This window comes from Bosea sp. OAE506, from assembly GCF_040546595.1.
Lineage (GTDB): Bacteria > Pseudomonadota > Alphaproteobacteria > Rhizobiales > Beijerinckiaceae > Allobosea.
In genome coordinates, this window is the sequence record NZ_JBEPOB010000001.1 from 3,714,860 (window position 1) to 3,740,728 (window position 25,869).

The 25,869-nt window shown below is 67.4% G+C and carries 21 protein-coding genes and 3 tRNA genes; 7 read left to right on the plus strand and 17 right to left on the minus strand.

Features of this window, described 5'->3' with window-relative positions; all coding sequences use genetic code 11:
- Positions 1 to 42: 42 nt before the first annotated feature.
- Positions 43 to 119 (minus strand) — tRNA-Asp (locus tag ABIE41_RS18035).
- A gap of 190 nt (positions 120 to 309) precedes the next feature.
- On the opposite strand from ABIE41_RS18035, the gene ABIE41_RS18040 reads away from it, so the two are divergent.
- Positions 310 to 385, plus strand: a tRNA-Val gene (locus ABIE41_RS18040).
- A gap of 10 nt (positions 386 to 395) precedes the next feature.
- Here ABIE41_RS18040 and ABIE41_RS18045 read toward each other — a convergent pair.
- From ABIE41_RS18045 to ABIE41_RS18070, 6 genes are all read right to left on the minus strand, one after another.
- Positions 396 to 2,201 (minus strand): methyl-accepting chemotaxis protein, encoded by a 1,806-nt coding sequence (locus tag ABIE41_RS18045; RefSeq protein WP_210320829.1) that lies wholly within the window; start codon positions 2,199 to 2,201, stop codon positions 396 to 398.
- 108 nt (positions 2,202 to 2,309) lie between these two features.
- Entirely contained in the window at positions 2,310 to 4,733 is a 2,424-nt protein-coding gene (gene lon / locus ABIE41_RS18050; RefSeq protein ID WP_192641659.1) for an endopeptidase La, read from the minus strand.
- Between the two features lie 431 nt (positions 4,734 to 5,164).
- Positions 5,165 to 6,433, minus strand: a complete 1,269-nt coding sequence (gene clpX / locus ABIE41_RS18055) for an ATP-dependent Clp protease ATP-binding subunit ClpX (protein ID WP_069054914.1) — start codon at positions 6,431 to 6,433, stop codon at positions 5,165 to 5,167.
- A 287-nt stretch (positions 6,434 to 6,720) separates the two neighbouring features.
- Positions 6,721 to 7,344: an ATP-dependent Clp protease proteolytic subunit gene (locus ABIE41_RS18060; RefSeq protein ID WP_192641660.1), complete on the minus strand. Its 624-nt coding sequence runs from the start codon at positions 7,342 to 7,344 to the stop codon at positions 6,721 to 6,723.
- Positions 7,345 to 7,520: 176 nt separating this feature from the next.
- Entirely contained in the window at positions 7,521 to 8,963 is a 1,443-nt protein-coding gene (gene tig / locus ABIE41_RS18065; protein ID WP_192641661.1) for a trigger factor, read from the minus strand.
- A gap of 87 nt (positions 8,964 to 9,050) precedes the next feature.
- Positions 9,051 to 9,135, minus strand: a tRNA-Leu gene (locus ABIE41_RS18070).
- 190 nt (positions 9,136 to 9,325) lie between these two features.
- On the opposite strand from ABIE41_RS18070, the gene ABIE41_RS18075 reads away from it, so the two are divergent.
- Both ABIE41_RS18075 and ABIE41_RS18080 read left to right on the plus strand, forming a co-directional pair.
- On the plus strand, positions 9,326 to 10,762 hold the full coding sequence (locus ABIE41_RS18075) for a multicopper oxidase family protein (protein WP_192641662.1): 1,437 nt from the start codon (positions 9,326 to 9,328) through the stop codon (positions 10,760 to 10,762).
- Complete coding sequence (locus ABIE41_RS18080) at positions 10,762 to 11,163, plus strand: DoxX family protein (RefSeq protein ID WP_192641663.1); 402 nt, start codon at positions 10,762 to 10,764, stop codon at positions 11,161 to 11,163. The genes ABIE41_RS18075 and ABIE41_RS18080 overlap by 1 nt, the downstream gene beginning before the upstream one ends.
- A 15-nt stretch (positions 11,164 to 11,178) precedes the next feature.
- On the opposite strand, the gene ABIE41_RS18085 is transcribed toward ABIE41_RS18080, so the two are convergent.
- The 4 genes from ABIE41_RS18085 to ABIE41_RS18100 form a co-directional block, all read right to left on the minus strand.
- Complete coding sequence (locus ABIE41_RS18085) at positions 11,179 to 11,706, minus strand: gluconokinase (protein WP_354192711.1); 528 nt, start codon at positions 11,704 to 11,706, stop codon at positions 11,179 to 11,181.
- Positions 11,707 to 11,712: 6 nt separating this feature from the next.
- The gene (gene gnd / locus ABIE41_RS18090) at positions 11,713 to 12,699 is read right to left on the minus strand and encodes a phosphogluconate dehydrogenase (NAD(+)-dependent, decarboxylating) (protein ID WP_192641664.1); all 987 of its coding nucleotides are present in this window, start codon (positions 12,697 to 12,699) and stop codon (positions 11,713 to 11,715) included.
- A gap of 117 nt (positions 12,700 to 12,816) precedes the next feature.
- Complete coding sequence (locus ABIE41_RS18095) at positions 12,817 to 13,119, minus strand: hypothetical protein (protein ID WP_192641665.1); 303 nt, start codon at positions 13,117 to 13,119, stop codon at positions 12,817 to 12,819.
- Between the two features lie 5 nt (positions 13,120 to 13,124).
- A complete protein-coding gene (locus ABIE41_RS18100) occupies positions 13,125 to 14,135 on the minus strand; it encodes a 1-aminocyclopropane-1-carboxylate deaminase (protein WP_192641666.1) in 1,011 nt (336 codons plus the stop codon).
- Between the two features lie 158 nt (positions 14,136 to 14,293).
- Between ABIE41_RS18100 and ABIE41_RS18105 the strand changes: the two genes are divergently transcribed.
- Positions 14,294 to 14,758, plus strand: coding sequence for an Lrp/AsnC family transcriptional regulator (locus ABIE41_RS18105; RefSeq protein ID WP_192641667.1), 465 nt, complete (start codon positions 14,294 to 14,296; stop codon positions 14,756 to 14,758).
- 45 nt (positions 14,759 to 14,803) lie between these two features.
- Here ABIE41_RS18105 and ppk2 read toward each other — a convergent pair whose 3' ends face one another.
- From ppk2 to urtA, 6 genes are all read right to left on the minus strand, one after another.
- Positions 14,804 to 15,838, minus strand: coding sequence for a polyphosphate kinase 2 (gene ppk2 / locus ABIE41_RS18110; RefSeq protein WP_192641668.1), 1,035 nt, complete (start codon positions 15,836 to 15,838; stop codon positions 14,804 to 14,806).
- A 209-nt stretch (positions 15,839 to 16,047) separates the two neighbouring features.
- On the minus strand, positions 16,048 to 16,743 hold the full coding sequence (gene urtE, locus ABIE41_RS18115) for an urea ABC transporter ATP-binding subunit UrtE (RefSeq protein WP_069054906.1): 696 nt from the start codon (positions 16,741 to 16,743) through the stop codon (positions 16,048 to 16,050).
- 2 nt (positions 16,744 to 16,745) lie between these two features.
- On the minus strand, positions 16,746 to 17,510 hold the full coding sequence (urtD, locus tag ABIE41_RS18120) for an urea ABC transporter ATP-binding protein UrtD (protein ID WP_066716481.1): 765 nt from the start codon (positions 17,508 to 17,510) through the stop codon (positions 16,746 to 16,748).
- A 5-nt stretch (positions 17,511 to 17,515) separates the two neighbouring features.
- On the minus strand, positions 17,516 to 18,655 hold the full coding sequence (gene urtC / locus ABIE41_RS18125; protein ID WP_069054905.1) for an urea ABC transporter permease subunit UrtC: 1,140 nt from the start codon (positions 18,653 to 18,655) through the stop codon (positions 17,516 to 17,518).
- The gene (gene urtB / locus ABIE41_RS18130) at positions 18,652 to 20,253 is read right to left on the minus strand and encodes an urea ABC transporter permease subunit UrtB (protein WP_192641669.1); all 1,602 of its coding nucleotides are present in this window, start codon (positions 20,251 to 20,253) and stop codon (positions 18,652 to 18,654) included. The genes urtC and urtB overlap by 4 nt, the downstream gene beginning before the upstream one ends.
- 148 nt (positions 20,254 to 20,401) lie before the next feature.
- A complete protein-coding gene (urtA, locus tag ABIE41_RS18135) occupies positions 20,402 to 21,631 on the minus strand; it encodes an urea ABC transporter substrate-binding protein (protein ID WP_192642858.1) in 1,230 nt (409 codons plus the stop codon).
- A gap of 681 nt (positions 21,632 to 22,312) precedes the next feature.
- Here urtA and rnr point away from each other — a divergent pair.
- The 3 genes from rnr to ABIE41_RS18150 are packed head-to-tail and all read left to right on the plus strand — an operon-like array spanning position 22,313 to position 25,850.
- Positions 22,313 to 24,673, plus strand: coding sequence for a ribonuclease R (gene rnr, locus ABIE41_RS18140; RefSeq protein ID WP_192641670.1), 2,361 nt, complete (start codon positions 22,313 to 22,315; stop codon positions 24,671 to 24,673).
- A complete protein-coding gene (locus tag ABIE41_RS18145; RefSeq protein WP_192641671.1) occupies positions 24,673 to 25,119 on the plus strand; it encodes a DUF983 domain-containing protein in 447 nt (148 codons plus the stop codon). Before rnr ends, ABIE41_RS18145 begins: the two co-directional genes overlap by 1 nt.
- Positions 25,116 to 25,850, plus strand: coding sequence for an NUDIX hydrolase (locus ABIE41_RS18150; RefSeq protein ID WP_192641672.1), 735 nt, complete (start codon positions 25,116 to 25,118; stop codon positions 25,848 to 25,850). Before ABIE41_RS18145 ends, ABIE41_RS18150 begins: the two co-directional genes overlap by 4 nt.
- The last annotated feature ends 19 nt before the right edge of the window (positions 25,851 to 25,869 follow it).

Genomic DNA, 25,869 nt, shown 5'->3' on the forward strand with positions numbered 1-25,869 from the left:
GGATCCGCTCCTACCAGCAATTTTTTGAGATCATTGAAGAAATGGCGCGGGCGACGGGGCTCGAACCCGCGACCTCCGGCGTGACAGGCCGGCACTCTAACCAACTGAGCTACGCCCGCGCAGGGCAGCCGAGACGCTGTGGCCGTCGGCGAGGTGTGGATTATGGCGACGGGCCCGAAGTGTCAAGCGCGCAGCGCCGGCAAAATGCAGATCGCCGGGATCCGTCTGGGGATGTGTGTAGCGTGCGTCCCGCCATCGCGCGACGGAAGGCTTGATGGCCGCCTCCGCACGGCTTACATGCGGCTGCGCGGGCGGTTAGCTCAGTCGGTAGAGCATCTCGTTTACACCGAGAGGGTCGGCGGTTCGAGCCCGTCACCGCCCACCATCCAGACCGTTCAGGCCATGGCGATCTCGCGCGAGAGCGATTCGGCGTGGCGGTCCAGCTGCTGCACCGCCGACGCGACTCGCGACGACGCATCGTCCAGCGCCTGCACGCTACCGCCGGCGGCGGCCGTTTCGCTCCTGACACGATCGAGCGCGGCGACCATAGCATTCGCCTCCTCGAAAACCGTCCGCATATGGCGCTCGATATCGGCCGAGACCGCGACGTCGTCGCGCAGCCGCTGGGCGAGATCGCGAGCCGTCGCGCCGTCGCCGACAAGGCAGCCTGTCATGTCGGTGATCTGGGCGGCAACCTCGCCCGACGCGAGCTGAATCTTGCAGATGCGATCGGCGATGTCCTCGGTCGCTGAAGCCGTCCGTTCGGCCAGCGCCTTGACCTCGCCGGCCACGACCGCGAAACCGCGCCCGGCCGGTCCTGCGCGTGCGGCCTCGATGGTCGCATTGAGGGCGAGCAGATTGACCTGCTCCGCAATGTCCCGGATGACGCCCACGACATCGCCGACGCGGGTGGCCTCGGTGGCCAGGCGACGGGTGCGATCCTCGGCATCGCGCGAGCGACGCACCGCATGCTCGGCCTGATGGCCGACGAGATCGAGATGGGCTTCGACGGTCTGGACGGCCGTGCCGATCGCCGTTCCAAGCGCGATCACCGCCCGCCCGGCATCGTCCAGCCGGGCGGCATGCGTCCCGGCCTGGCGCACCAGGTCACCGCTCACGGCAGACAGCGCGGCGACCTCATCGACCGCGCCGCGGATCGCCCCCGAGGAAGCAGCCGCTTCGGCGCGCAGGCGGTGCAGGTCCTCCCCCAGCCCGGCGCTGAAGCGATGCAGCCGGCCGGCCCGCTCGAGCCGCTGGCGCGCCTCCTCATCGGCCTCCTGCTGCGCGGCGAGGGCCGCGCGCCGCTCCCGATTCAACATCTGAAGAGCGCGCGCGACGACACCCAATTCGTCGCGCCGGTCGACATAGGGGACTTTCACCACACCACCGCGATCCTGCGCGAGCTGGCCGATGATGGCGGTCAGGTCACGCAGCGGCCGGACGACGCGTAGCGCGACGGCAACAAAGGTCAGCGCCAAGACGGCGGCCGCCAGCAGCCCGCCCTGCATCAGGCGCCAACCGATTTCCCCGGCCTCCCGGGTGACGGTGGCAAGGGGCTGCCTAATCTCGATGATGCCGCGGACGTCGCCGACCTTCCAGAGGCGGATCGGGGAATCGGGATGGCTGTTGTGGCAATTGACGCAGCTTTGCGTCATGCGGTCGGCCACGGCGACGCGCAGGACCGCGTCGGCACCCTCCCCCTCGATGGCGCTGTAGGACGGCGGCCGCTCCTCCGTCAGGACTTTCCATGCCGCGGCCTGAAAGGCGTCGAGGCTTTCGCGCCGGGGCCGCTGCGGCCATGGATAGGGGCTGACCAGCCTGATCTGGTCGCCACCGGCAGCCAGTTTTTCCGTGTAGTCGAGCAGGAAGCTGGTCGGGACGGGGATCGCATGCAGGTCGGGCCCATAGCCGGACTTGGCGGCCCCCACGCCCTTGGGCGGCAGACGGGCGATCACGGCATCGGAATAGAACGCTCGCAGCGCCACCAGCCGCATCGCGCCTGCCACGGCACGCTCGCGCGCCGCGCGCACCTCGACTGCGACGATGGATCCCGGCAGATAGACGGACAGCGCGATCATGAGGAGCATGATGGCGGTCACGCCGGGCAGCACGATCGACCAGATCAGCGACCTGTAGGCAAACAGGCTGGCCGGGGCGTGCCTCGCGGCCGCCTCACCCGAACTCGAACGCGTCTCACCCATCGCCGTCATCTCCGACGTGCGGAGAATGCCTGCAGACTCGTTAAGGCTTTACCATAGGGAAAGGCCGCCGGTTGCCCGGCGGCCTTCTGAATGAGCCTCGATTGGCTGTCAGTGAGCGACCACGCCGGTCGCATCGTCCTCGGTGACCTTCGGGATCGCCTTGATGTCTTCCTCCCAGACGATCGGCACCGGCTGACGCGTCAGGGCGTGCTGCAGGACCTGCTCCATCCGCGAGACCGGCACGATCTCCATGCCCTCCTTCACGGACTTGGGCAGATCGACCAGATCCTTGGCGTTGTCCTCCGGGATCAGCACCTTCTTGATGCCGCCCCGCAGCGCCGCCAGGAGCTTCTCCTTCAGCCCGCCGATCGGAAGCACCCTGCCCCGCAGCGTGACCTCGCCGGTCATGGCGACGTCGCGGTTGGTCGGGATGCCGGTCAGGATCGAGACGATCGAGGTCGCCATCGCGATGCCGGCCGAGGGACCGTCCTTCGGAGTCGCCCCCTCGGGCACGTGGACGTGGATGTCGCGACGGTCGAAGAGCGGCGGCTCGATGCCGAAATCGACGGCGCGCGAGCGGACATAGGACGCCGCTGCGGAGATCGACTCCTTCATCACCTCCTTGAGGTTGCCGGTGACGGTCATCTTGCCCTTGCCGGGCATCATGACGCCTTCGATCGTCAGCAACTCGCCGCCGACCTCGGTCCAGGCCAGACCGGTGACGACACCGACCTGGTCCTCCGTCTCCGCCATGCCATAGCGGTAGCGCGGCGGGCCGAGATACTCCTCGAGCAGCTCGCCGGTGACGGTGACCTTCTTCTTGTTGGTCAGCACGATGTCCTTCACCGCCTTGCGGACGGTGTTGGAGAGCTCGCGCTCGAGATTGCGGACGCCGGCCTCCCGCGTATAGCGGCGGACCAGGGTCTGCAGCGCGTCGGACTCGATCGACCACTCCTTCGACTCCAGCCCGTGCTTCTTGATCGCATTGGGGATCAGGTGGCGGCGGGCGATCTCGGTCTTCTCGTCTTCCGTGTAGCCGGCGATGCGGATCACCTCCATGCGGTCCAGAAGGGCCGGCGGGATGTTCAGCGTGTTCGCCGTCGTCACGAACATGACGTTCGACAGATCGTAGTCAACCTCGAGATAGTGGTCGTTGAAGGTGCCGTTCTGCTCCGGATCCAGCACTTCGAGCAGGGCCGCCGACGGATCGCCGCGGAAGTCCTGGCCCATCTTGTCGATCTCATCGAGCAGGATCAGCGGGTTGGCCGTCTTCGCCTTCTTCATCGACTGGATGATCTTGCCGGGCATCGAGCCGATATAGGTGCGGCGGTGACCGCGGATCTCGGCCTCGTCACGCACGCCGCCGAGCGACATGCGCACGAATTCGCGCCCCGTCGCCTTGGCGATGGACTTGCCGAGCGAGGTCTTGCCGACACCGGGGGGGCCGACGAGGCACAGGATTGGGCCGGCGAGCCGATTGGCGCGCTGCTGCACGGCGAGATATTCGACGATGCGGTCCTTGACCTTGTCGAGCCCGAAGTGATCGTCGTCCAGCACCGCCTGGGCGGCCGGAAGGTCCTTCTTGATCTTCGACTTCTTGCCCCACGGGATGCCGAGCATCCAGTCGAGATAGTTGCGCACCACCGTCGCCTCGGCCGACATCGGCGACATCTGGCGCAGCTTCTTCATCTCCGCGATGGCCTTGTCACGGGCCTCCTTGGAGAGCTTGGTGCGCGCGATGCGCTCTTCCAGCTCGGCGAGCTCGTCGCGGCCTTCCTCGCCGTCGCCCAGCTCCTTCTGGATCGCCTTCATCTGCTCGTTGAGATAGTACTCGCGCTGGGTCTTCTCCATCTGGCGCTTGACGCGCGAGCGTATGCGCTTCTCGACCTGGAGCACGGACATCTCGCTTTCCATCAGCGAGAGAACCTTCTCCAGCCTATGCGCGACATGGGTGATCTCGAGCACCGCCTGACGATCGGCGATCTTGACGGCCAGATGCGAGGCCACGGTGTCGGCGAGCTTCGAGGGCTCCTCGATCTGCGACACGGCGGCGACGATCTCGGGCGAGATCTTCTTGTTGAGCTTCACATAGCTCTCGAACTCGCTGACGACCGAACGGCCCAACGCCTCGACCTCGACCTTCTTGCCCTCCTCCTCGGCGAGGCTCACGGCCTCGGCCTGGTAGAAGGCCTCGTCGGCGACATAAGCCGTCGCCTTGGCGCGGCCGACGCCCTCGACCAGCACCTTGACGGTGGAGTCGGGCAGCTTGAGCAGCTGCAGCACGCGGGCGAGCGTGCCGATCTCATAGATGTCCTTGGTTTCCGGATCGTCGTCGCCAGCGTTCTTCTGCGTGGCGAGCAGGATCAGGCCATCGGTCTTCACGACCTCCTCGAGGGCACGGATCGACTTCTCGCGGCCGACGAAGAGCGGCACGATCATATGGGGGAAAACGACGATGTCGCGCAGGGGGAGAACCGGATATGTGCCGGTTTCACCGGGCACGAAAGGAGCGCGGGGCGCCGAGCCAGTCATGACTTTTCCTTTGTGGTTGCGCCCGCCGTCTACCCCGCAATGGGCGTCGGCGCCGGACGTAAGCGAGCGTGGCGACCATTCACCCGTCCGCCCCCGCGCATCGCACCCTCGACAGGCATGCGACTCTCGCGAGTGAGATTAAAGTGGAGACTTCCTCACCAGCTTTCAAGCGATCCGGCGACAGTTGGCCCCAGACATTTGCACCGCGTCAATTTGCTCCAGCCCAGACGCAGATCCGATTTCGCCGTGCGATATCAACGGACCAACAAGGTCCCGCCAAGCATTCGTCGCCCGACCCGAAGAAGACGCCCTGCCGATACGCAAAACGCGCGCCAGAGGGCGCGCGTTCGACGCGGAGACATCTGCGGCGCGATGGCCAGGGACCGGCCGGACCCCACGTCAATACCAGCCGGACCTCTCCCCTTCCGGCATCAGGCCGAGGCCGACTTCGCCTCTTCCTCGCGCTCCGAGTAGATGAACAGCGGGCGCGACTTGGATTCCACCGCCTCGGGGCCGATCACGACCTGCTCGACGCCTTCGAGGCCCGGCAGCTCGTACATCGTCTCGAGCAGGATGCCTTCCATGATCGAGCGCAGGCCGCGCGCGCCGGTCTTGCGCTCGATGGCCTTGCGGGCGATCAGGCTGACCGCTTCGTCGGTGAAGGTCAGCTCGGTATCCTCCATCTCGAAGAGACGCTGATACTGCTTGACCAGCGCGTTCTTCGGCTCGGTCAGGATGGTCTTCAGCGCGGCCTCGTCGAGGTCCTCCAGCGTCGCCAGGACGGGCAGACGGCCGACGAATTCCGGGATCAGGCCGAACTTCAGCAGATCCTCGGGCTCAACCTCGCGGAAGATCGCGCCGGTGCGGCGCTCGTCGGGGCCCTTAACGGTCGCGCCGAAGCCGATCGACGTGCCCTTGCCGCGGCCCGCGATGATCTTGTCGAGGCCGGCGAAGGCGCCGCCGCAGATGAAGAGGATGTTGGTGGTGTCGACCTGCAGGAACTCCTGCTGCGGATGCTTGCGCCCGCCCTGCGGCGGCACGGAGGCAACGGTGCCTTCCATGATCTTGAGCAGGGCCTGCTGCACGCCCTCACCCGAGACGTCGCGGGTGATCGACGGGTTGTCGGACTTGCGGCTGATCTTGTCGATCTCGTCGATGTAAACGATGCCGCGCTGCGCCCGCTCGACATTGTAGTCGGAGGCCTGGAGCAGCTTGAGAATGATGTTCTCGACGTCCTCGCCGACATAGCCGGCCTCGGTCAGCGTCGTCGCATCGGCCATGGTGAAGGGGACATCGAGGATGCGGGCGAGCGTCTGCGCGAGCAGCGTCTTGCCCGAGCCCGTCGGCCCGATCAGCAGGATGTTGGACTTCGCCAGCTCGACGTCGTTGTGCTTCGTCGCGTGCGAGAGGCGCTTGTAATGGTTGTGGACGGCGACGGAGAGCACCTTCTTGGCGTGCTCCTGGCCGATGACGTAGTCGTCCAGGACCTTGCGGATCTCCTTCGGCGTAGGCACGCCGTCCTTGGACTTGACCAGCGCGGATTTCGATTCCTCGCGGATGATGTCCATGCAGAGTTCGACGCATTCGTCGCAGATGAACACGGTCGGGCCCGCAATGAGCTTGCGAACCTCATGCTGGCTCTTGCCGCAGAAGGAGCAGTAGAGCGTGCTCTTGGAATCGCCGCCGCTGACCTTACTCATCGTCCATCTCCATTCTCGGAGCCGGAGACCACATCAGCCCTAAGCGGATGCAACCGTCGTCTCTTCGTCATCATAGGCGTCCAGTTCACGATCATCAGGTTAACGGCTCGTTCCGAAACGCCTGATTTCGCGGCTGATCCACAAGCGGATCAGTGTGGAACACCTGCGGGATCATCCCGCATCCATCCGATTCCCCATGCAAACACGGGGCCGGCCACCTTGCAATATGGGGGCTCGGCAGGGCCGAGCCAACCCATACGCAGCGCGCCCGCTCGTCGCAGGAGCGATCAGGCGGCGTCTTCGGGCCGCTTGTCGATGACCTTGTCGATCAGCCCGAACTCGCGGGCCGCCTCGGCGGTCATGAAGTTGTCGCGCTCGAGGGCCGCCTCGATCTCGGCATAGGTACGGCCGGTGTGGTTGACATAGATCTCATTGAGCCGGCGCTTCAGGCTCTCGACCTCGCGGGCGTGGATCAGGATGTCCGTGACCTGGCCCTGATAGCCGCCCGAGGGCTGATGCACCATGATGCGCGCGTTCGGCAGCGCGAAGCGCATGTCCTTGGCGCCGGCGGTCAGCAGCAGCGAGCCCATCGAGGCGGCCTGGCCAACGCAGAGCGTCGTCACCGGGCAGCGGATGAACTGCATCGTGTCGTAGATCGACAGGCCCGAGGTGACCACGCCGCCAGGCGAATTGATGTAGAAGGAGATTTCCTTCTTGGGGTTCTCGGCCTCGAGGAACAGGAGCTGGGCCACGATCAGCGAGGCCGAGTAGTCCTCGACCGGCCCGGTCAGGAAGATGATCCGCTCGCGCAACAGGCGCGAATAGATGTCGAAGGCGCGCTCGCCGCGGCTCGACTGCTCGACCACCATCGGGACGAGATTGTTGTAGGTCTCGATCGGATCGCGAAGCATGGAAATGTCCTTGGATGGAAGAGGCCGGAAGAGCGGAGGCCGGAAACCGGCGGTCGGTCGAATCGTGACTGTCGTGAGAGACACTCACATAAGCACGGCAAACGCGGCTGAAAAGAGAAGCGCCGCCCGGCACGTGGCCGAGCGGCGCGAATGTTGAGAATAAGGTTTCCGTATCGTCAGGCGGACGCGTCGTCGGCAGGCGCATCCTCGGCCTTGTCGGCCTTCTTCGCCTTCTTGGCAGCGGCCTTCTTCGGCTTGGCGTCGGCGGTCGCCTCGGCGTCCTCGTCGGCGAAGAGCGCCTCGCGCGAAACGGTCTGATCCTCGACCTTCACCTGACCGAGCAGGTGGTCGACGACCTTCTCCTCGAAGATGGGGGCGCGGATCTCGGCCAGCGCCTGCGGGTTCTTGCGGTAGAACTCCCAGACCTGCTTCTCCTGGCCCGGGAACTGGCGGGCGCGCTCGACGAGAGCCTGGGTGACCTCGTCATCCGAGATCTGCACCTTGGCCTGCTCGCCGATCTCGGCCAGCACGAGGCCCAGACGGACGCGACGCTCGGCGATCTTGCGGTAGTCGGCCCTGGCGGCCTCCTCGGTCGTGCCCTCGTCCTCGAAGGACTTCTTGGCGTCCTTCATGTCGGCCTCGACCTGGCTCCAGACGCTGCCGAACTCCTGTTCGACCAGGGTCGGCGGCAGCTCGAAGGTGTACTTGCCGTCGAGCGCGTCGAGCAGGCTCTTCTTGAGCTTGCGACGCGACTGGGTGCCGAAATCGCGGCCGATCTGCTCGCGGATCGCGTTCTTCAGCGCGTCGAGCGACTCCAGACCGAAGGCCTTGGCCAGCTCGTCGTCGATCTTGACCGGCTCGGGAGCCTGAACCTCGGTCACGGTGACCTCGAACTCGGCCGGCTTACCGGCGAGCTGCTCGGCGGTATAGTTCTCCGGGAAGGTGACCTTGACGGTGCGGGTCTCGCCGGCCTTGGCGCCCTCGAGCTGCTCCTCGAAGCCGGGGATGAACTGGCCGGCGCCGACGTCCAGCGCGATGCCCTCGCCCGTGCCGCCGTCGAAGGGCTTGCCCTCGAGCGTGCCGACGAAGGAGATCATCAGGCGGTCGCCCTTCTCGGCCTTGGCCTTCTCGCCCTTGTTGGAGAAGCTGCGGTTCGAGCCGGCCATCCGCTCCAGCGCGGCGTCGACATCGGCATCGGGAACCTCGGCGACCGGCTTGACCAGCGCCACGTCCGACAGGTCGGCGAGCTCGATCTTCGGCAGAACCTCGAGCGCGACGGTGAAGGCGAGATCGCCCTTGGCCTCCATCGCGGCCTCGATCTCGTCCTTGTTCTCGGGGAACTTGATCTGCGGCTCGAAAGCGAGCTTCAGGCCGTGATCGGCGACGATCTTCTGGTTGGCCTCGTTGACCGCGTTCTGAACGACATCGGCCATGACCGAGCGGCCATAGAGACGGCGCAGATGGCCGACCGGGACCTTGCCGGGGCGGAAGCCGTTGATCTTGGCCTTGCCCTGAAGACCCTGGAGGCCGTCATCGAGCCGCGTCTTGAGGTCGGCGGCGTTCAGCACCACCTGAAATTCGCGCTTGAGGCCCTGCGAGAGGGTTTCGGTCACGTTCATCGTTTTCGATCCGCCAACAGCTCGTTACTTCAATGTCCAAAGCGCGACGCCGGGGAGACCGCCGCCGCGCTCACGAAAACCATCCGATGGTGCGGGCGGAGGGACTCGAACCCCCACGACTTTCGCCGCTGGTACCTAAAACCAGTGCGTCTACCAGTTCCGCCACGCCCGCCGGCCCGATGGCGCCAGCACGCGATAAAGCGCAGCGCGGCCATCATTGGGCGCCGGTGCTATACGCATTTCGGGCGGCCCATGCAGCAAAAAAATGACGGTTCTGCAAAAGACGCCGGGCGGCCGTCCTCACGCGATCGCAAGGACGCGGCCTCTCGCCTTCGTTCCCGCTGCCGATTATGCGGTTGTGCATGACCGACGCGACAGACCGCCCCGCTCCGCCGACCCGCCGCGCCGCGCTGACCGGCCTCGCCGCCGCGACAGCTCTCACCGGCCTACCCGGCGGCGCGAGGTCCCAGCCCGCACCAGCGCCGCCTGCCGCAGCCGAGCTGCCGCCGCGCAGCCTCACCGCCGCACCGGCAAAGGCGCGGCTGCGCCCGGCGCCGGCCCTCGACAGCGAGATCTGGGCCTTCGACGGCGCCACGCCGGGCCCCGCCCTGCGAATCCGCCAGGGCGAGACGCTGCGTCTCGACCTCGTCAACAACACCACCGCGCCGTTGGCGCTGCACTGGCACGGGCTGCGCGGCGAGGCGGCCATGGACGGCGTCGGCGGCTTCAGCCAGCCGGCGATCGCGCCGGGCGAGCGATTCACCTACCGGCTGAAGCCGCCGGATTCGGGCACGATCCTGTATCGGCCTCTGGTCTTGAACGGCGCGGCCGAGCCCGCGGCCCGTGGCCTGAGCGGTCTGCTGGTGGTCGAGGAGAAGGACCCGCCGCCGGTCGATCTTGACCTGCCCGTCCTGGTCATGGACTGGCTCTTGGGCGACGACAACGCGCTCCAGCCCTTCGCGGCTGAAAGCCCTGCAGCTGCTGCCGCGGGCCGGCTGGGCAGTTGGATCACCGTCAACGGCGCTGCGCCGCCGCAGCGCGTGCCGGTCGCGCCCGGAGCGCGCGTGCGCCTGCGGCTCGCCAATGCCTGCAATGCCCGGATCATGCGGCTGCGCTTCGACGGCATCAAGGCGGTGGTCATCGCGGTCGACGGTCAACCGACCGAATCCTTCGAGCCGGTGCGCTCGCAACTGCCCTTCGCACCGGGGACCCGCTACGACCTCCTGGTCGACATGCCCACCGAGGCGGGGGCGACCGCCATCGTCACGGCGCTGGTCGGATCGGGCGTGCCGCTGGTCCGGCTCGTCACCGAGGGCGCCGCCCGGCCGGCCTCGACGGCGCCAATGGCGCTCAAGGCCAACCCGACGCTGCCGGCGGCCGTGCGACTGCAGGATGCGGTGCGGCCGCAGATCGTGATCGAGGGCGGCGCGAAGCTCGGCGCGGATCTGAAGCTCGACATGGCGGGGGTCGACTCAGCCCGGCCCTGGCGGCTCAATGGCGGGGTCGGTGACGCCGCGGGCAAGCCGCTGTTCAGCGTCAAGCGCGGTACGCCGATCGTTCTGGCCATCGACAACCGCACCGCCTTCCTCCAGCCGCTGCATGTGCACGGCCACTGCTTCCGTCTGCTTCACCCGCTCGACGATGGCTGGGAGCCCTATTTCCTCGACACGGTGCAGATCCCGGACGGCAAGCGCCTGCACATCGCCTTCATCGCGGAGAATCCCGGGCGCTGGCTGATCTCCTCGACGGTGCTGGAGCGCTTCGACCGCGGCCTCTGGACCTGGTTCGAGGTGACGTGATGGCCGAGAGCCGCCTGCGACGAGCGATGCGGTGGCTGCTGGCGGCGTTCTATTTCGCGGCCGGCCTGCTGCATCTCTCCCGCCCCGAGGGTTTCCTGCCGATCGTCCCGGACTGGGTGCCCGCGCCCCTGACGGTCGTAATGGTCACCGGCCTTGCGGAAATCGCCGGCGCCATCGGCCTGATGATCCCGCGCCTGCGCGCGGCGGCCGGAATCGGGCTCGCGCTCTACGCGGCCTGCGTTTTCCCGGCCAACATCAAGCACGCGCTGGAAGGCGTTTCCGTCACCGGGCTCCCGTCGAGCTGGTGGTATCACGCGCCGCGGCTGGCGCTGCAGCCCGTGCTGGTCTGGTGGGCGCTGCAGGCCGGCGGCGTGATCCGCTGGCCGTTCAAGCGCCGCTGACGCTCCCCGGCGGCCTCAGGCCAGCGCGAGCCGCGTCAGCACGTCCGCGACGATCGCGTCCTTCGACGATTCGACCGAGACGACGAGCGGCCGCTCGTCCGCCCCCGGCTCCTCGAGCGTGGCGAACTGGCTGTCGAGCAGCGCCGTCGGCATGAAGTGATGCTGCCGCTGTGCCATGCGCTGCCCGATCAGCTCGCGCGAGCCCCTGAGATAGACCAGCGCGACATCCTCCCGGTCGCCGACGATGACGCGGCGATAGGCCCGCTTCAGCGCCGAGCAGGTGACGATGCCGTGATAGCCGGAGGCCCGCAGATCGTCGATCCAGGCGGCGATGGCAGCGAGCCAAGGCTTGCGGTCCTCGTCGGTCAGCGGCGTTCCGCCGGCCATCTTGGCGACGTTCTCGGGCGGGTGGAACGAGTCGGCGTCGCGGAAGGGCCAGCCGAGCTGGCCGGCGAGGCGCTCGCCCAGCGAGGTCTTGCCCGAGCTGGCGACGCCCATGACAACGATGACGGCCGGCCTGACGGCGGTGTGCGAGGCAACCATCCGGCGTCAGCCCTGCTTTTTGGGTTCGACATGGCCGCCGAAGCCGGCGCGCATTGCCGAGAGCACCTTCTCGCCGAAGGTGTGATCGACGCGCGAGCGGAAGCGCGCGAACAGCGCCGAGGTCAGCACCTCCGCCGGCGTCGCGGTTTCGACCGCGGCATCGACGGTCCAGCGCCCCTCTCCCGAATCGGAAACGTTGCCGGAATAGGCGGAGAGGTCCTCGTCGGCGGCCAGCGCCTCGGCCGTGAGGTCGAGCAGCCAGGAGGTCACCACCGAGCCGCGGCGCCAGACCTCGGCGATCTCGGCGGTGTCGAAGGCAAAGCCGTATTCAGGCGGCAGGCCTTCCTTGGCCGACGCATTGCGCAGCAGGTCGAAGCCCTCGGCGAAGGCCTGCATCATGCCGTATTCGATGCCGTTATGGACCATCTTGACGAAATGGCCGGCGCCGACCGGGCCGCAATGGAGATAGCCCTCCTCGCTCGTCGGGTTGCGCCCCTCACGATGCTTCGTCGGCTCGATCTCGCCCTTGCCGGGCGCGAGCGTCGCGAAGATCGGCTCCAGCCGGTCGAAGGCTTCCTTGTCGCCGCCGATCATCAGGCAGTAGCCGCGGTCGAGACCATGGACGCCGCCGGAGGTGCCGACATCCATGTAGTGCAGGCCCTTGGCCGCCAGCTCGCGCCCACGGCGGACGTCGTCCTTCCAGAAGGCGTTGCCGCCGTCGATCAGCGTGTCGCCCGGCGAGAGCAGGCCGGCGAGCTCCGCCAGCGTCGCCTCGGTGATCTTGCCGGCCGGCAGCATCACCCAGATCGCGCGCGGCGCCTGGAGCTTGGCGACCATGTCGGCGAGATCGGCGGCGACGACCGCGCCATCGGCCGCCAAAGCGGCGCCGGGCTTGGGATCGCGATCATAGACGACGCAGTCATGGCCGGCGCGCATCAGCCGGCGCACGATGTTGCCACCCATCCGGCCGAGGCCGACCATTCCCAGCTGCATCTCGCGAACTCCCATCGGGCCGGCGAGCGACGCAGCCGGCGATCGGCGGGTTCTTGCATCCTCCGCCCCCCGCCGACAAGCCGGGACACCGGACGGTCCCCGGACCCGACGCTGCGGTCAGGGGAACATCAGCGCCAGCGGCTCCATCGACCAGAGCGGCTGGACGGCGAGATGGCGCACGCAGGCATCGGCCGGAAGCGCCCCCTCCTCGCGCCAGCGTGCAACGAGCGCGGAGGCCTCGGCCGCCCGTGCCAGCCCGACAGCCAGGACTTCGCGGCCCGGCCCTGGCGACTCGCCCGGGGCGGTTCCGAGAAAGCTGAGCCGCCCCCGCCCCGTGAGGGCGAGCGCACCGACCCGCTCCAGCAGGGCGGCGCGCCCGGGCGCGGCGGCCTCGAACTCGATGAGGAGGACGACCTCCATCGCCGTCAGCCGTTTCGGAAGGTGTAGCTGTAGCCGTTGATCGCCGGCACGCCGCCGAGATGGGCGTAGAGCACCTTCGAGCCGGCGGGGAAGAAGCCCTTCTTCACCAGGTCGATCATGCCCTGCATCGATTTCCCCTCATAGACGGGGTCGGTCATCATGCCCTCGAGCCGGGCCGAGAGTCGGATCGCCTCGATGGTCTCCTGCGAGGGCACGCCATAGACCGGATAGGCGTAATCCTCGTTCAGGACGACGTCGTCTGCGACGATGTCCTTGCCGCCGATCAGGGCCGAGGTCTTCTGGGCGATGTCGAGCACCTGCGCCTTCGTCTGGGCCGGGGTGAAGGAGGCGTCGATGCCGATGACGTTGCGCTGGCGGCCGTCTTTCGCGAAGCCGACGACCATGCCGGCATGGGTCGAGCCCGTCACGGTGCAGACGACGATATAGTCAAACCGGAGGCCGAGCTGCGCCTCCTGTGCCCTCACCTCTTCGGCAAAGCCGACATAGCCGAGGCCGCCGAACTTGTGGACGGAGGCGCCGGCGGGGATCGGATAGGGCTTGCCGCCCTTGGCCTTCACATCGGCCAGCGCATTCTCCCAGCTCTGGCGGATGCCGATGTCGAAGCCCTCGTCGACGAGCTGGACGTCGGCGCCCATCACCCGCGACATCAGGATGTTGCCGACGCGGTCATAGACGGCATCCTCATGCGGCACCCAGCTTTCCTGCACGAGACGGCACTTCATGCCGATCTTGGCGGCGGTGGCGGCGACCATGCGGGTGTGGTTCGACTGGACACCGCCGATCGAGACCAGCGTGTCGGCGCCCGACGCGATCGCGTCCGGCACGATGTATTCGAGCTTGCGCAGCTTGTTGCCGCCAAAGGCGAGGCCGGAATTGCAGTCCTCGCGTTTGGCGAAGAGCTCGACCTGGCCGCCGAGATGGGCAGACAGACGCGGCAGCGGCTCGATCGGCGTCGGGCCGAAGGTCAGCGGATAGCGCTCGAATTTCGACAGCATGGTTCTCGCTTGCTCCGGATTGAACTCCGGGAAAACTAGCGAAAATCTCCTGAAAGGTGCTTCCGAAGTTGGATCCTGAAGCGGCGCCTTGACGTTGTGTTGGATCCCATCTCCTGTTGTGGCTCTCAGATTTATCCCTTTTTTCGGAAGATCCTTTCATGGAGCCCAAACTCGACCGGACCGACCTCAAGATTCTGCGGCTGCTGCAGAGCGACGGGCGGATGGGCAACGCCGAGATCGCCAAGCGCGTGAACACCAGCGCCGCCACCTGCCACAGGCGGATCCAGCGCCTCTTCACGGAGGGTTACGTCACCGGCGTGCAGGCGCAGGTCTCGCCGCAGAAGGTGGAGATGGGCACGCTGGCCTTCGTCGGCGTCGTGCTGGACCGCTCCACGCCCGAGAGCTTCGGCGATTTCGAGGCGGCGATCCGGGCGATGCCGGTCGTGCTCGACTGCCACATCGTTGCCGGGGATTTCGACTACATCCTGAAGATCCGCGTGCGCGACATGGCGGATTTCAACAAGCTGCATGGGGACAAGCTGATCGCGCTGCCCGGCGTGCGGCAGACCCGCACGTTCTTCGTGATGAAAGAGGTCGTCGACAACGCGCCGCTGGCGTTCTGAGCGCCGCATCCGCCGCCGCCCGAGGCGGCGGGGCGAGCGGTGTCGTCAGGCCGACTGACCCGGCACCTGCTCGTCGCGCTCGTAAACGAAATTGGCGCGGCCGACGAGCAGCGTGTCGACGGCGCCGATGCGGTCGACGTCCTTGCCGGCATAGGGCAGCGAGCGCAGCACATAGCGGAACGCGTTCAGCCGCGCCCGCTTCTTGTCGTCGGACTTCACCACCGTCCAGGGCGAATCGGCCGTGTCGGTGGCGAAGAACATCGCCTCCTTGGCCGCCGTGTAGTCGTCCCATTTGTCGAGGCTGGCGAGATCGACGGGCGAGAGCTTCCACTGCTTCAGCGGGTGGGCCTCGCGCTCCTTGAAGCGCCGATGCTGCTCGTTACGGCTGACCGAGAACCAGAACTTGATCAGGTGGATGCCGCTGCGCACCAGGTTGCGCTCGAACTCCGGCGCCTGGCGCAGGAACTCGCGGTATTCGCTGTCGGAACAGAAGCCCATGACGCGCTCGACGCCGGCGCGGTTGTACCAGCTGCGGTCGAACAGGACGATTTCGCCCGTCGTCGGCAGATGCTGGACATAGCGCTGGAAGTACCACTGGCCGCGCTCGACCTCGCTGGGCTTCTCCAGCGCCACCACCCGGGCGCCACGCGGGTTCAGATGCTCCATGAAGCGCTTGATGGCGCCGCCCTTGCCGGCCGCATCGCGGCCCTCGAACAGGATGACGACGCGCTGGCGCGACTCCTTCACCCAGGTCTGCAGCTTGAGAAGTTCGGACTGGAGCCTGAACTTGTCGCGCTCATAGTCCTTGCGCAGCATCTTGTAGCGATAGGGATAGGCGCCCTGGCGCCAGTCGCCCGACAATTCGTCGCTGGTTTCGCGCGGCTTCCCCGGCGCCTTCGGCAGGCCGAGCGCGCTGCGCATCCGGCGGGCGTCGTCGGGGGCAGCGCCCGCGAGGATCGCATCGATCCCCTCTGCCGCATCGGCTTCGCCGGATACCGAAGCAATGGCGGCGATCTGCGCTTCCTGAACGGCTTCCGTCCGTTCCGCGGCCAGACCGGCCTCAATGCCCTCGGCGGTCATGGCGGGCTCGCCGGATTTCGGCGCTGGGCGGGGCTGCCGACGCGCGGCACCGGCTGAGGGCTGTCGACGGGTCGCCACGATCACTCTCCCTCGGAGGGGCCGGCTGGCCCGATTTCGAGGAGTGTCCCTGCAACCGGCGCAGGGTCGCCATGATCTGGATCAAGCCGCCGCTGCCGGCAGCGCGGTCAGCCGAGGCCGGCGCGCGGCCCTCAGACCTGGATCAGGCGCTGGACCTGGTTGGCGTCGAGGTCCTTCATCGCGCCCGAGAGCACGACTTCGCCGCGGTCCATCACGAACATCGTGTCGGCGAGGTCGCGGGCGAAGTCGAAATACTGCTCGACCAGCACGATCGCCATGTCGCCCTTGGAGCGCAGATAGTCGATCGCGCGGCCGATATCCTTGATGATCGAGGGCTGGATGCCCTCCGTCGGCTCGTCCAGCACCAGCAGTTTGGGTCGGGTCACCAGCGCCCGCGCAATCGCGAGTTGCTGCTGCTGGCCTCCCGAGAGGTCTCCGCCGCGTCGGCCCAGCATGGACTTGAGCACGGGGAATAGGTCGAAGAGTTCGTCCGGGACATAGCGCTCCCGGCGCGGCAGCGGCGCGAAGCCGGTTTCGAGGTTTTCCTTCACGCTGAGCAGCGGGAAGACCTCGCGGCCCTGCGGCACGAAGCCGATGCCGGCGCGGGCGCGATCCTCGGTGCGCAGCGTCGAGATGTCCTCGCCGCCGAAGGAGATCTTGCCCGCGCTGATCGCCTGCTGCCCGACGATGGCGCGCATCAACGTGGTCTTGCCGACGCCGTTGCGGCCCATCACACAGGTGACCTTGCCGGCTTGCGCGGTGATCGAGACCCGCCGCAGCGCCTGGGCGGCGCCGTAATGCAGGTCGATGGCGTCGACGGTCAGCATGCTCATCGCCCCAGATACACTTCGACGACGCGCTCATTGGCGCTGACCTGGTCGAGCGGGCCCTCGGCCAGCACCGAGCCCTCGTGCAGCACCGTGACCTTCACGCCGAGTTCGCGGATGAAGCCCATATCGTGCTCGACGACGATGACCGAATGGTCCCTGGCGATCTCCTTGAGGAGCACGGCCGTCTCGGCGGTCTCGCCGTCGGTCATGCCGGCGGCGGGCTCGTCCACGAGCAGGAGCTTGGGGTCCTGCGCCAGCAGCATGCCGATCTCGAGCCACTGCTTCTGGCCGTGCGAGAGCGACCCGGCGAGCCGCTCGCGTGCATCTCCCAGCTTGATGATGCCGAGGATGTCGTCGATGCGCTTCTGCTGCGCGGCCGCCGTCTTCCAGAACAGGGTCCGCGCCACCGTGCGTGGCGCCTTCAGGGCCAGCAGGATGTTGTCCTCGATGGTGTGGAAGTCGAAGACGGTGGGTTTCTGGAACTTGCGGCCGATGCCGAGATTGGCGATCGCCGCCTCGTCGAGCCTCGTCAGGTCGATCGAGCCGCCGAACATCACCGTGCCGACATCGGGCTTGGTCTTGCCGGTGATGATGTCCATCATCGTCGTCTTGCCGGCGCCGTTGGGGCCGATGATGGCGCGCATTTCGCCGGGCTCGATCGTCAGCGAGAGGCCGCGGATCGCCTTGAAGCCGTCGAAGGAGACGCTGACGCCGTCGAGATAGAGCAGTGACGAGGTGAGCTGGCCGGGGGTGGGAGCGTTCATGCGCGTCACTCCGCCGGGGCCGGTTCGGGCGTCTTCGCGGGAGCAGGCCTGCGCCGCTTCTCCCACCAGTCCTGCGCCGTGCCGAGGATGCCCTTGGGCATGAAGATGGTGACGAAGACGAAGAGCGCGCCGAGCGCAAACAGCCAGTAGGGCGCCATGAAGCCCGAGGTGAAGATCGTCTTGGCGTAGTTGACGACGACGCCGCCGAGCGCCGCGCCCACCAGCGTGCCGCGCCCGCCGACCGCAACCCAGATCACGGTCTCGATCGAGTTGGCGGGGGCGAATTCGCTGGGGTTGATGATGCCGACCTGGGGTACGTAGAGCGCCCCCGCGACACCCGCCATGCAGGCCGAGACGGTGAAGACGAAGAGCTTGAAGCGGTCGACCCGGTAGCCGAGGAAGCGCGTGCGCGATTCCGCGTCGCGGATCGCGATGACGACCTTGCCGAGTTTCGAGACCACGATGCCGCGCGCGATCAGGAAGCCCGCGATCAGCATGACGCAGGTCATGGAAAACAGAGCCGCACGAGTCGCTTGCGCCTGGACGTTGAAACCAAGGATGTCCTTGAAATCGGTCAGGCCGTTGTTGCCGCCGAAGCCCATGTCGTTGCGGAAAAAGGCGAGCAGCAGGGCGTAGGTCAGCGCCTGGGTGATGATCGAGAGATAGACGCCGGTAACGCGCGAGCGGAAGGCAAACCAGCCGAAGACGAAGGCGAGCAGCCCCGGCGCGAGCAGCACCATCAGCATCGCGAAGGGGAAGGAGTCGAAGCCGTACCAGTACCAGGGCAGCTCCTTCCAGTTCAGGAAGACCATGAAGTCCGGCAGGATCGGGTTGCCATAGGTCCCGCGCGAGCCGATCTGGCGCATCAGATACATGCCCATCGCGTAGCCGCCGAGCGCGAAGAAGGCGCCATGGCCGAGCGAGAGGATGCCGCAATAGCCCCAGACGAGGTCGAGCGAGATCGCCAGCAGCGCGTAGCAGAGATATTTGCCCCAGAGCGACATGGTCGATGTCGGGACATGGAAGGGCGAGCCGGCCGGCACGAGCAGGTTCAAAGCCGGGATCAGGATGGCGAGCCCGGCGATGATGGCGAGGAAGACCGTGCCGCGCCGGTCCATGTCCTGCAGGAGGAAGCGCGCGATCATGCTTCCACCGCCCGGCCCTTGAGCGCGAACAGGCCGCGCGGGCGCTTCTGGATGAAGAGGATGATGAAGACGAGCAGCGCGATCTTGCCCAGCACCGCCCCCGCATAGGGCTCAAGCAGCTTGTTGGCGACGCCCAGCGTCATCGCGGCGACCAGCGTGCCCCAGAGATTGCCGACGCCGCCGAAGACCACGACCATGAAGCTGTCGATGATGTAGCTCTGGCCGAGATTGGGGCTGACATTGTCGATCTGCGAGAGCGCGACGCCCGCCAGCCCCGCCACGCCGGAGCCGAGCCCGAAGGTGAGCGCATCGACGCGGCCGGTCCGGATGCCCATGGCCGAGGCCATGCGCCGGTTCTGGGTGACGGCGCGCATCTGCAGGCCGATCGGCGTCAGCTTCAGGATCGCCAGCAGGGCCGCGAAGACGAGGATCGCGAAGACGATGATCCAGAGCCGGTTCCAGGTGATCGCCATCTCGCCGATCTCGAAGGCGCCCGACATGAAGGCGGGCGCGCCGACCTCGCGGTTGGTCGGCCCGAAGGCGGTGCGGACCGCCTGCTGCAGGATCAGGCTGATGCCCCAGGTCGCCAGCAGCGTCTCCAGCGGCCGGCCATAGAGAAAGCGGATGACGCCGCGCTCGATGGCGATGCCCACCAGCCCCGCCACCAGGAAGGCGAGCGGCACGGCGATCAGCAGAGAATAGTCGAACAGGCCCGGCGCACTGGTGCGGATGACCTCCTGGACGATGAAGGTCGTGTAGGCGCCGATCATCACCATCTCGCCATGGGCCATGTTGATCACGCCCATCACGCCGAAGGTGATGGCCAGCCCGATCGCGGCGAGCAGCAGCACCGAGCCGAGCGAGAGCCCGTACCAGAGGTTCTGTCCGGCCCGCCACAGCGCCAGCCGGCCCTCGATGTCGGAGATGGCGCGGGCCTGCGCTTCCTTCAGCGAGGCGGAGGCATCGGCCGGCAGGGAGCGCAGGGTCGCCAGCGCATCCTGGTCGCCGCGCTCGCGCAGCACGTCGATGGCGGCGATCCGGTCGAAGGGCGGCGCGTCCGGTTTCGCGACGAGGATGGCCGCCTGTGCCTGCCGCAGCGCGCTCTTGACGCGGGCATTCGTCTCCTTGGCGATGGCGCCTTCGAGCACGGGCAGCAGCGAGGCGTCGCGTGACTTGAACACGGCCTCGGCCGCGGCGATGCGCTTGCCGGCGTCGGGATTGAGCAGGCCGAGCCCGCCGAGCGCGCCCTGGATGGTGCGGCGGACGCTGTTGTTGAGCCGCACGGCCGCAAGACCCGCAGGCGCCGCGGGCAGGGTCGCGCCGGTGCGGGCGTCGAGGATGCGGCCGTCGGGCATCCGCACCACGACGGTGCCGCCGCCGGCCAGCAGCCGGCCCTCGGCCAGCGCCTCGATGATCACGGCCGCCTGCGGATGCGCCTGGGCGATCAGCCCTTCGATGGCGCGGTTGGTTTCGGAAAAACTGTCGGCAGCGAGCCGGACGAAGGGGTCGTCGGCGTTCTGGGCGGCGGCCGCACCCGGATGGAGCGCGAGCAGCATCGCCAGCGCCAGGGTGCGCAGAAGGCAGGACAGGATCCGCATGGGCTCGCTTCGCATGGTCGGTCGGCGGGCGGGGCGCAGCGCCGGCTCTTGTGTGGCGAACACCCCCGGCCCGAGCCGGGGGTGCCGCTGATTGCGAGGGCCGGCCGGGCCTTATGGCGCCCGTGCCGGCCCTCCCCCTCTCAAGTCGTCAGGCGCCGCCGCACTTGCCGGTCTTGGTGTTGAAGTTGCCGCACTTCTTCTCGACCCAGTCGCCGATCAGGTCCTTGGAGCCGTCGAGGTGCTTGGACCAGGCGTCGCCGGGAACGAGATCGGTCTTCGAGACCACGTCGAACTGGCCGTCGGCCTTGATCTCGCCGATCAGGACGGGCTTGGTGATGTGGTGGTTGGGGAGCATCGTCGAGATGCCGCCGGTCAGGTTCGGCGCCTGGATGCCCGGCAGCGCGTCGATCACCTTGTCGGGATCGAAGCTCTTGGCCTTCTCGACCGCCTTCACCCACATGGCGAAGCCGATGACATGGGCCTCCATCGGGTCGTTGGTGACGGCCTTGTCGTTTTTCTTGAAGGCCTTCCACTGCTTGATGAAGGCCTCGTTCTCCGGCGTCTTGACCGACTGGAAGTAGTTCCAGGCGGCGAGATGGCCGACCAGCGGCTTGGTGTCGATGCCGGCCAGCTCTTCCTCGCCGACCGAGAAGGCGACGACCGGGATGTCGGTAGCCTTGACGCCCTGGTTGCCGAGTTCCTTGTAGAACGGCACGTTGGCGTCGCCGTTGATCGTCGAGACCACGGCGGTCTTCTTGCCGGCGGTGCCGAACTTCTTGATGTCGGAGACGATCGTCTGCCAGTCGGAATGACCGAACGGCGTGTAGTTGATCATGATATCCTCCTTGGCCACGCCCTTGGCGAGCAGATAGGCCTCGAGGATCTTGTTGGTCGTGCGCGGATAGACGTAGTCGGTTCCGGCCAGCACCCAGCGCTGGACCTTCTCCTCCTTGGCGAGATAGTCGACCGCGGGGATCGCCTGCTGGTTCGGCGCGGCGCCGGTGTAGAAGACGTTGCGCTCGCTCTCCTCACCCTCGTACTGGACGGGGTAGAACAGGATCGAGTTCAGCTCCTTGAAGACCGGCAGCACGGATTTGCGGGACACCGAGGTCCAGCAGCCGAAGACGGCCGAGACCTTGTCCTTGGTGATCAGCTCGCGCGCCTTCTCGGCGAAGAGCGGCCAGTTGGAGGCGGGGTCGACCACGACCGGCTCGAGCTTCTTGCCGAGCACGCCGCCCTTCTTGTTCTGCTCCTCGATGAGCATGAGCATGACGTCCTTCAACGTCGTCTCGGAGATCGCCATCGTGCCCGAGAGCGAGTGGAGGATGCCGACCTTGATGGTCTCCTGCGCCGCCGCCGGCAGATGGGATGCAAACATGGTGGCGCCCGCGAGAGCGGCGCCCAGAATAACGCGACGTGTGGTGTTCACGGATGATCCCCCGAACCAACCCTGGTTGGCCGCGCCGTCGGAGTGAGGCGTCGGCGGGCCTCCCCGGCCCGAGGGCTGAACTGGCAAGCGGCGTGCCAACGGCACAACCGGACGTTACAACCCCGCAAGTCTCTGCCATTCACGCGTCCCGGGCGCCATTTCCTGCGATGCGGCCACGCCGCCACGCAAGGATCGTGCGCCACCGGGCGATTTGCTCATTTCGCGAGCAAACAGGCCGCCCATCGAACAGGCAGCGGGCCGCAACAGTGACGATATCGCCGCAAAACCCGGGTTCGCGGCCGCGACATGCAGCGCGTTTTTTGACATTTACGCCGCCGCGGGAATCGCCCTAGCCTCTTTGCGTCGGTAACAACTGAAAGGAGGTGATCCAGTGTCTCATTGTCATCAACCGCTGGGTCAAAGCGGGCAGACAGGGTCTCTCTCTCCGTGGGGGTCGTGTTCCGCCTGAGTTTTGGACCTTCAGGCCCGGTTACCGGGGCTGCGGTTCGGCAATGGAAGGGCTGCCCGAAAGGGCGGCCCTTCTTCCGTTACAGGGACGAAATCCGCTGCGGGTTCTGGTGTCGCGTGCCCGCGCATGCCACATCAGGCGAATGACGCAGCCCCTGCCCCATGCGGAAAGCCCCGGCCTTGTCCGCGCCTGAACCCAGCCGCGAGGCGATCCTCGACTTCATCGACGCAGAGCGCGAAGCCGGGCGCGAGGTCGGCCGCCGCGAGATCGCCAAGGCCTTCGGGCTTTCGGGCGGCGGCAAGATCTGGCTGAAGCGCCTGCTCAAGGAGCTCGAGGAAGAGGGCGAGACCGGCGGCGACGGCGTCGATCGGCCGGTACACCCGCGCGGCGCCCTGCCCCCGGTCCTGCTCTGCGAGATCAAGGGCAAGGATCGCGACGGCGACGCCTATGGCGTGCCTTTGGAATGGAACGAGGCCGAGCAGGGTGTCGCGCCGCGCATCCTGATCGAGCGGCCGCGCGAGTTCCGCGCCAAGCGCCACGCAGCACCCGCACCGGCCTTCGGCGACCAGGTGCTGCTGAAGCTGACTCGGCTGAAGGGCGTCGAGGGCTATGCCTATTCCGGCCGCGTGCTGAAGGTGATGGGCAAGGGCAAGGCGCAGGTGCTCGGCATCTTCCGCGCCATGCCGGACGGTTCGGGCCGCCTGATCCCGATCGACAAGAAGGCGCAGGGCCGCGAGGCGATGATCCCGAAGGGCCAGACTGGGGACGCCGAGGACGGCGACCTCGTTTCGGTCGCGCTGCGCAGCGAGAGCCGTTTCGGCCCGCCCGAGGCGCAGGTCAAGGAGCGGCTGGGCTCGCTGAAATCCGAGCGCGCGGTCAGCCTGATCGCGATCCACGCCCATGGCATCCCCAACGTCTTCCAACCCGCCACCATCGCGGAATCGGAGGCCGTGCGGCCGGTCGGCACGGCGGGACGCGAGGACTGGCGCGATCTGGCGCTGATCACGATCGACCCCGCCGACGCCAAGGACCATGACGACGCGGTCCATGCCGCCGCGGACAGCGACCCCGACAATCCCGGCGGCCATATCGTCACCGTCGCCATCGCCGATGTCGCGGCCTATGTCCGGCCGGGCTCGGCGCTCGACCGCGAGGCGCTGGAGCGCGGCAACTCGGTCTATTTCCCCGACCGGGTCGTGCCGATGCTGCCGGAGCGAATCTCCAACGACCTCTGCTCGCTGCGCGAGGGCGAGGACCGACCCGCGCTGGCCGTGCGGCTCGTGCTCAAGGCCGATGGCTCGAAGAAGAGCCATTCCTTCCACCGCATCCTGATGCGCTCGGCCGCCAAGCTCTCCTACCAGCAGGCGCAGGCCGCCATCGATGGACAGGGCGACGAGAAGGGCGCGGCCGTCCGCGACACGATCCTGATGCCGCTTTGGGCGGCCTATGGCGTGGCGGCCCGCGCGCGCGATGCGCGCCAGCCGCTCGATCTCGACCTGCCCGAGCGCAAGCTGATCCTGAAGCCGGACGGTTCGGTCGACCGCGTCGTCGTGCCGGAGCGGCTGGCGGCGCATAAGCTGATCGAGGAGTTCATGATCCTCGCCAATGTTGCGGCGGCGGAGACGCTCGAGAAGGCCGGCAGCCTGCTGATCTATCGCTGCCATGACGAGCCATCGCTGGAGAAGATGCGCGCGCTCGGCGAGGTGCTGGCTTCGATCGGCATCAAGCTGCCCAAGGAAGGCGTGCTGCGGCCGGCGCTGTTCAACCGCATCCTCGGCATGATCAAGGGCTCGGAGAACGAGATCTTAATCAACGAGGTGGTGCTGCGCAGCCAGGCTCAGGCGGAGTATGTTGCCGAGAATTACGGGCATTTTGGGCTCAATCTGCGACGCTACGCCCATTTCACCTCGCCGATCCGGCGCTATGCCGACCTCGTCGTCCATCGCGCACTGGTGGCCTCTCAGCGCTTCGGCGAGGACGGCCTGCCCAAAGGCACGACGCTGGAGACGCTGCGGGAGGTCTCGACGCGGATCTCCGCCGCCGAGCGGCGGGCGATGGCGGCCGAGCGCGAGACGGTCGACCGGCTGATCGCGCATTTCCTCGCCGACCAGATCGGCGCCTCCTTCGACGGCCGCATCGGCGGCGTCAACAAGGCCGGGCTCTTCGTCAAGCTCGACGGCACCGGCGCAGACGGCTTCATTCCCGCCTCGACGCTCGGCGCCGACTACTACCGCTATGACGAGGCGGCGCATGCGCTGATCGGCGAGCGGACCGGCGAGAGCTTCCGCCTCGGCGACCGCGTCCATGTGAAGCTGGTCGAGGCCGCACCCGTCGCAGGCGCGCTGCGCTTCGAGCTGCTCTCGGCCGGCCGGGCGGCAACGGGTGGCGGCCTGGGTGGACGCGGCCTCGCGCCCCGCCGCGGCAAGGGCGGCGCCTTTGGTGGTCCGCCCGGCGGCCGCAGCGGCCCGGGGCGCTTCGCCAAGGGCAAGTCGGGCAAACCCAAATCCGGAAAGAGGCGGTGATGGCGGTCCAGATCCATACGGCGAGCGAGCAGCCGCAGACCCGGGACTGGCGCCGGGCAATCGGCAACGGCCTGCGCGGGCGCTGTCCGCATTGCGGCCAGGGGCGCCTGTTCAAGGGCTTCCTGAAGCCGGTCGATGCCTGCGAGGCTTGCGGCGAGGCGCTGCATCACCAGCGCGCCGACGACCTTCCCCCCTATGTCGTCATCACCATCGTTGGCCATGTCGTCGTCGGCGGGCTGCTGATGGCCGAGAAATACGCCGACTGGTCGATGGGCCTGCACATGGCGGTGTGGCCGGCGCTGACCGTCATCCTCTCGCTGCTGCTGATGCAGCCGGTGAAGGGCGGCGTCATCGGGCTGCAATGGGCGCTGCGCATGCACGGCTTCGGTGGCCGGCCGGACGCAGCCGAGCGTCAGCCCCTCCCCCCCGCGGTGCAGCAGCCATGAACGACCATGCCGTCACCCTGACCAATGCCGAACGCGTCCGCGTCGCCGTCAACCAGCGGCCCCGCGATGCCGCGACGATGATGATCCTCGACCGCGCGGCGGCAAAGCCCCGCATCCTGATGGGCAAGCGCCATCCCGGCCATAAATTCATGCCGGGCAAATACGTCTTCCCCGGCGGGCGCGTCGATCCCGGCGACCGGCGGATGAGCGCGACGGGCGCACTGGCCCAGATCTGCGAGGACCGGCTGCTGAAGCGCATGATGCGCCCGAGCGCGGGCAAGGCGCGCGTGCTGGCGCTGGCGGCGATCCGCGAGACCTTCGAGGAGACCGGCCTGCTCTTCGGCTCGGCGGATTACGGCGCGCCCGAGAAACCGCCGGCGGGAAGCTGGGCCGATTTCGCAGGCCACGGCATCTTTCCGGATCTGTCGGCGGTGTCCTTCGTCGCCCGGGCGATCACGCCGCCGCGGCGGCCCAAGCGCTTCGACACCCGATTCTTCACCGTCGACGCCACGGCGAGCGTGAAGCGCATCGAAAACGTCGTTGGGCCCGATTCGGAACTGATCGACCTCGTCTGGGTGGATTTCGACGAGGCGAAGGAACTCGACCTGCCGACCATCACCAAGGTCATCATCCAGGAGGTGGAAGCCCGGATCGCCGGCGGTTTTGCGCCCTGGCTGCCCGTGCCATTCTATTGGGAGAAGAACGGCCGCTTCGTGCGCGAGGAACTCTGACTCCCGCCTCCTGGCGCCG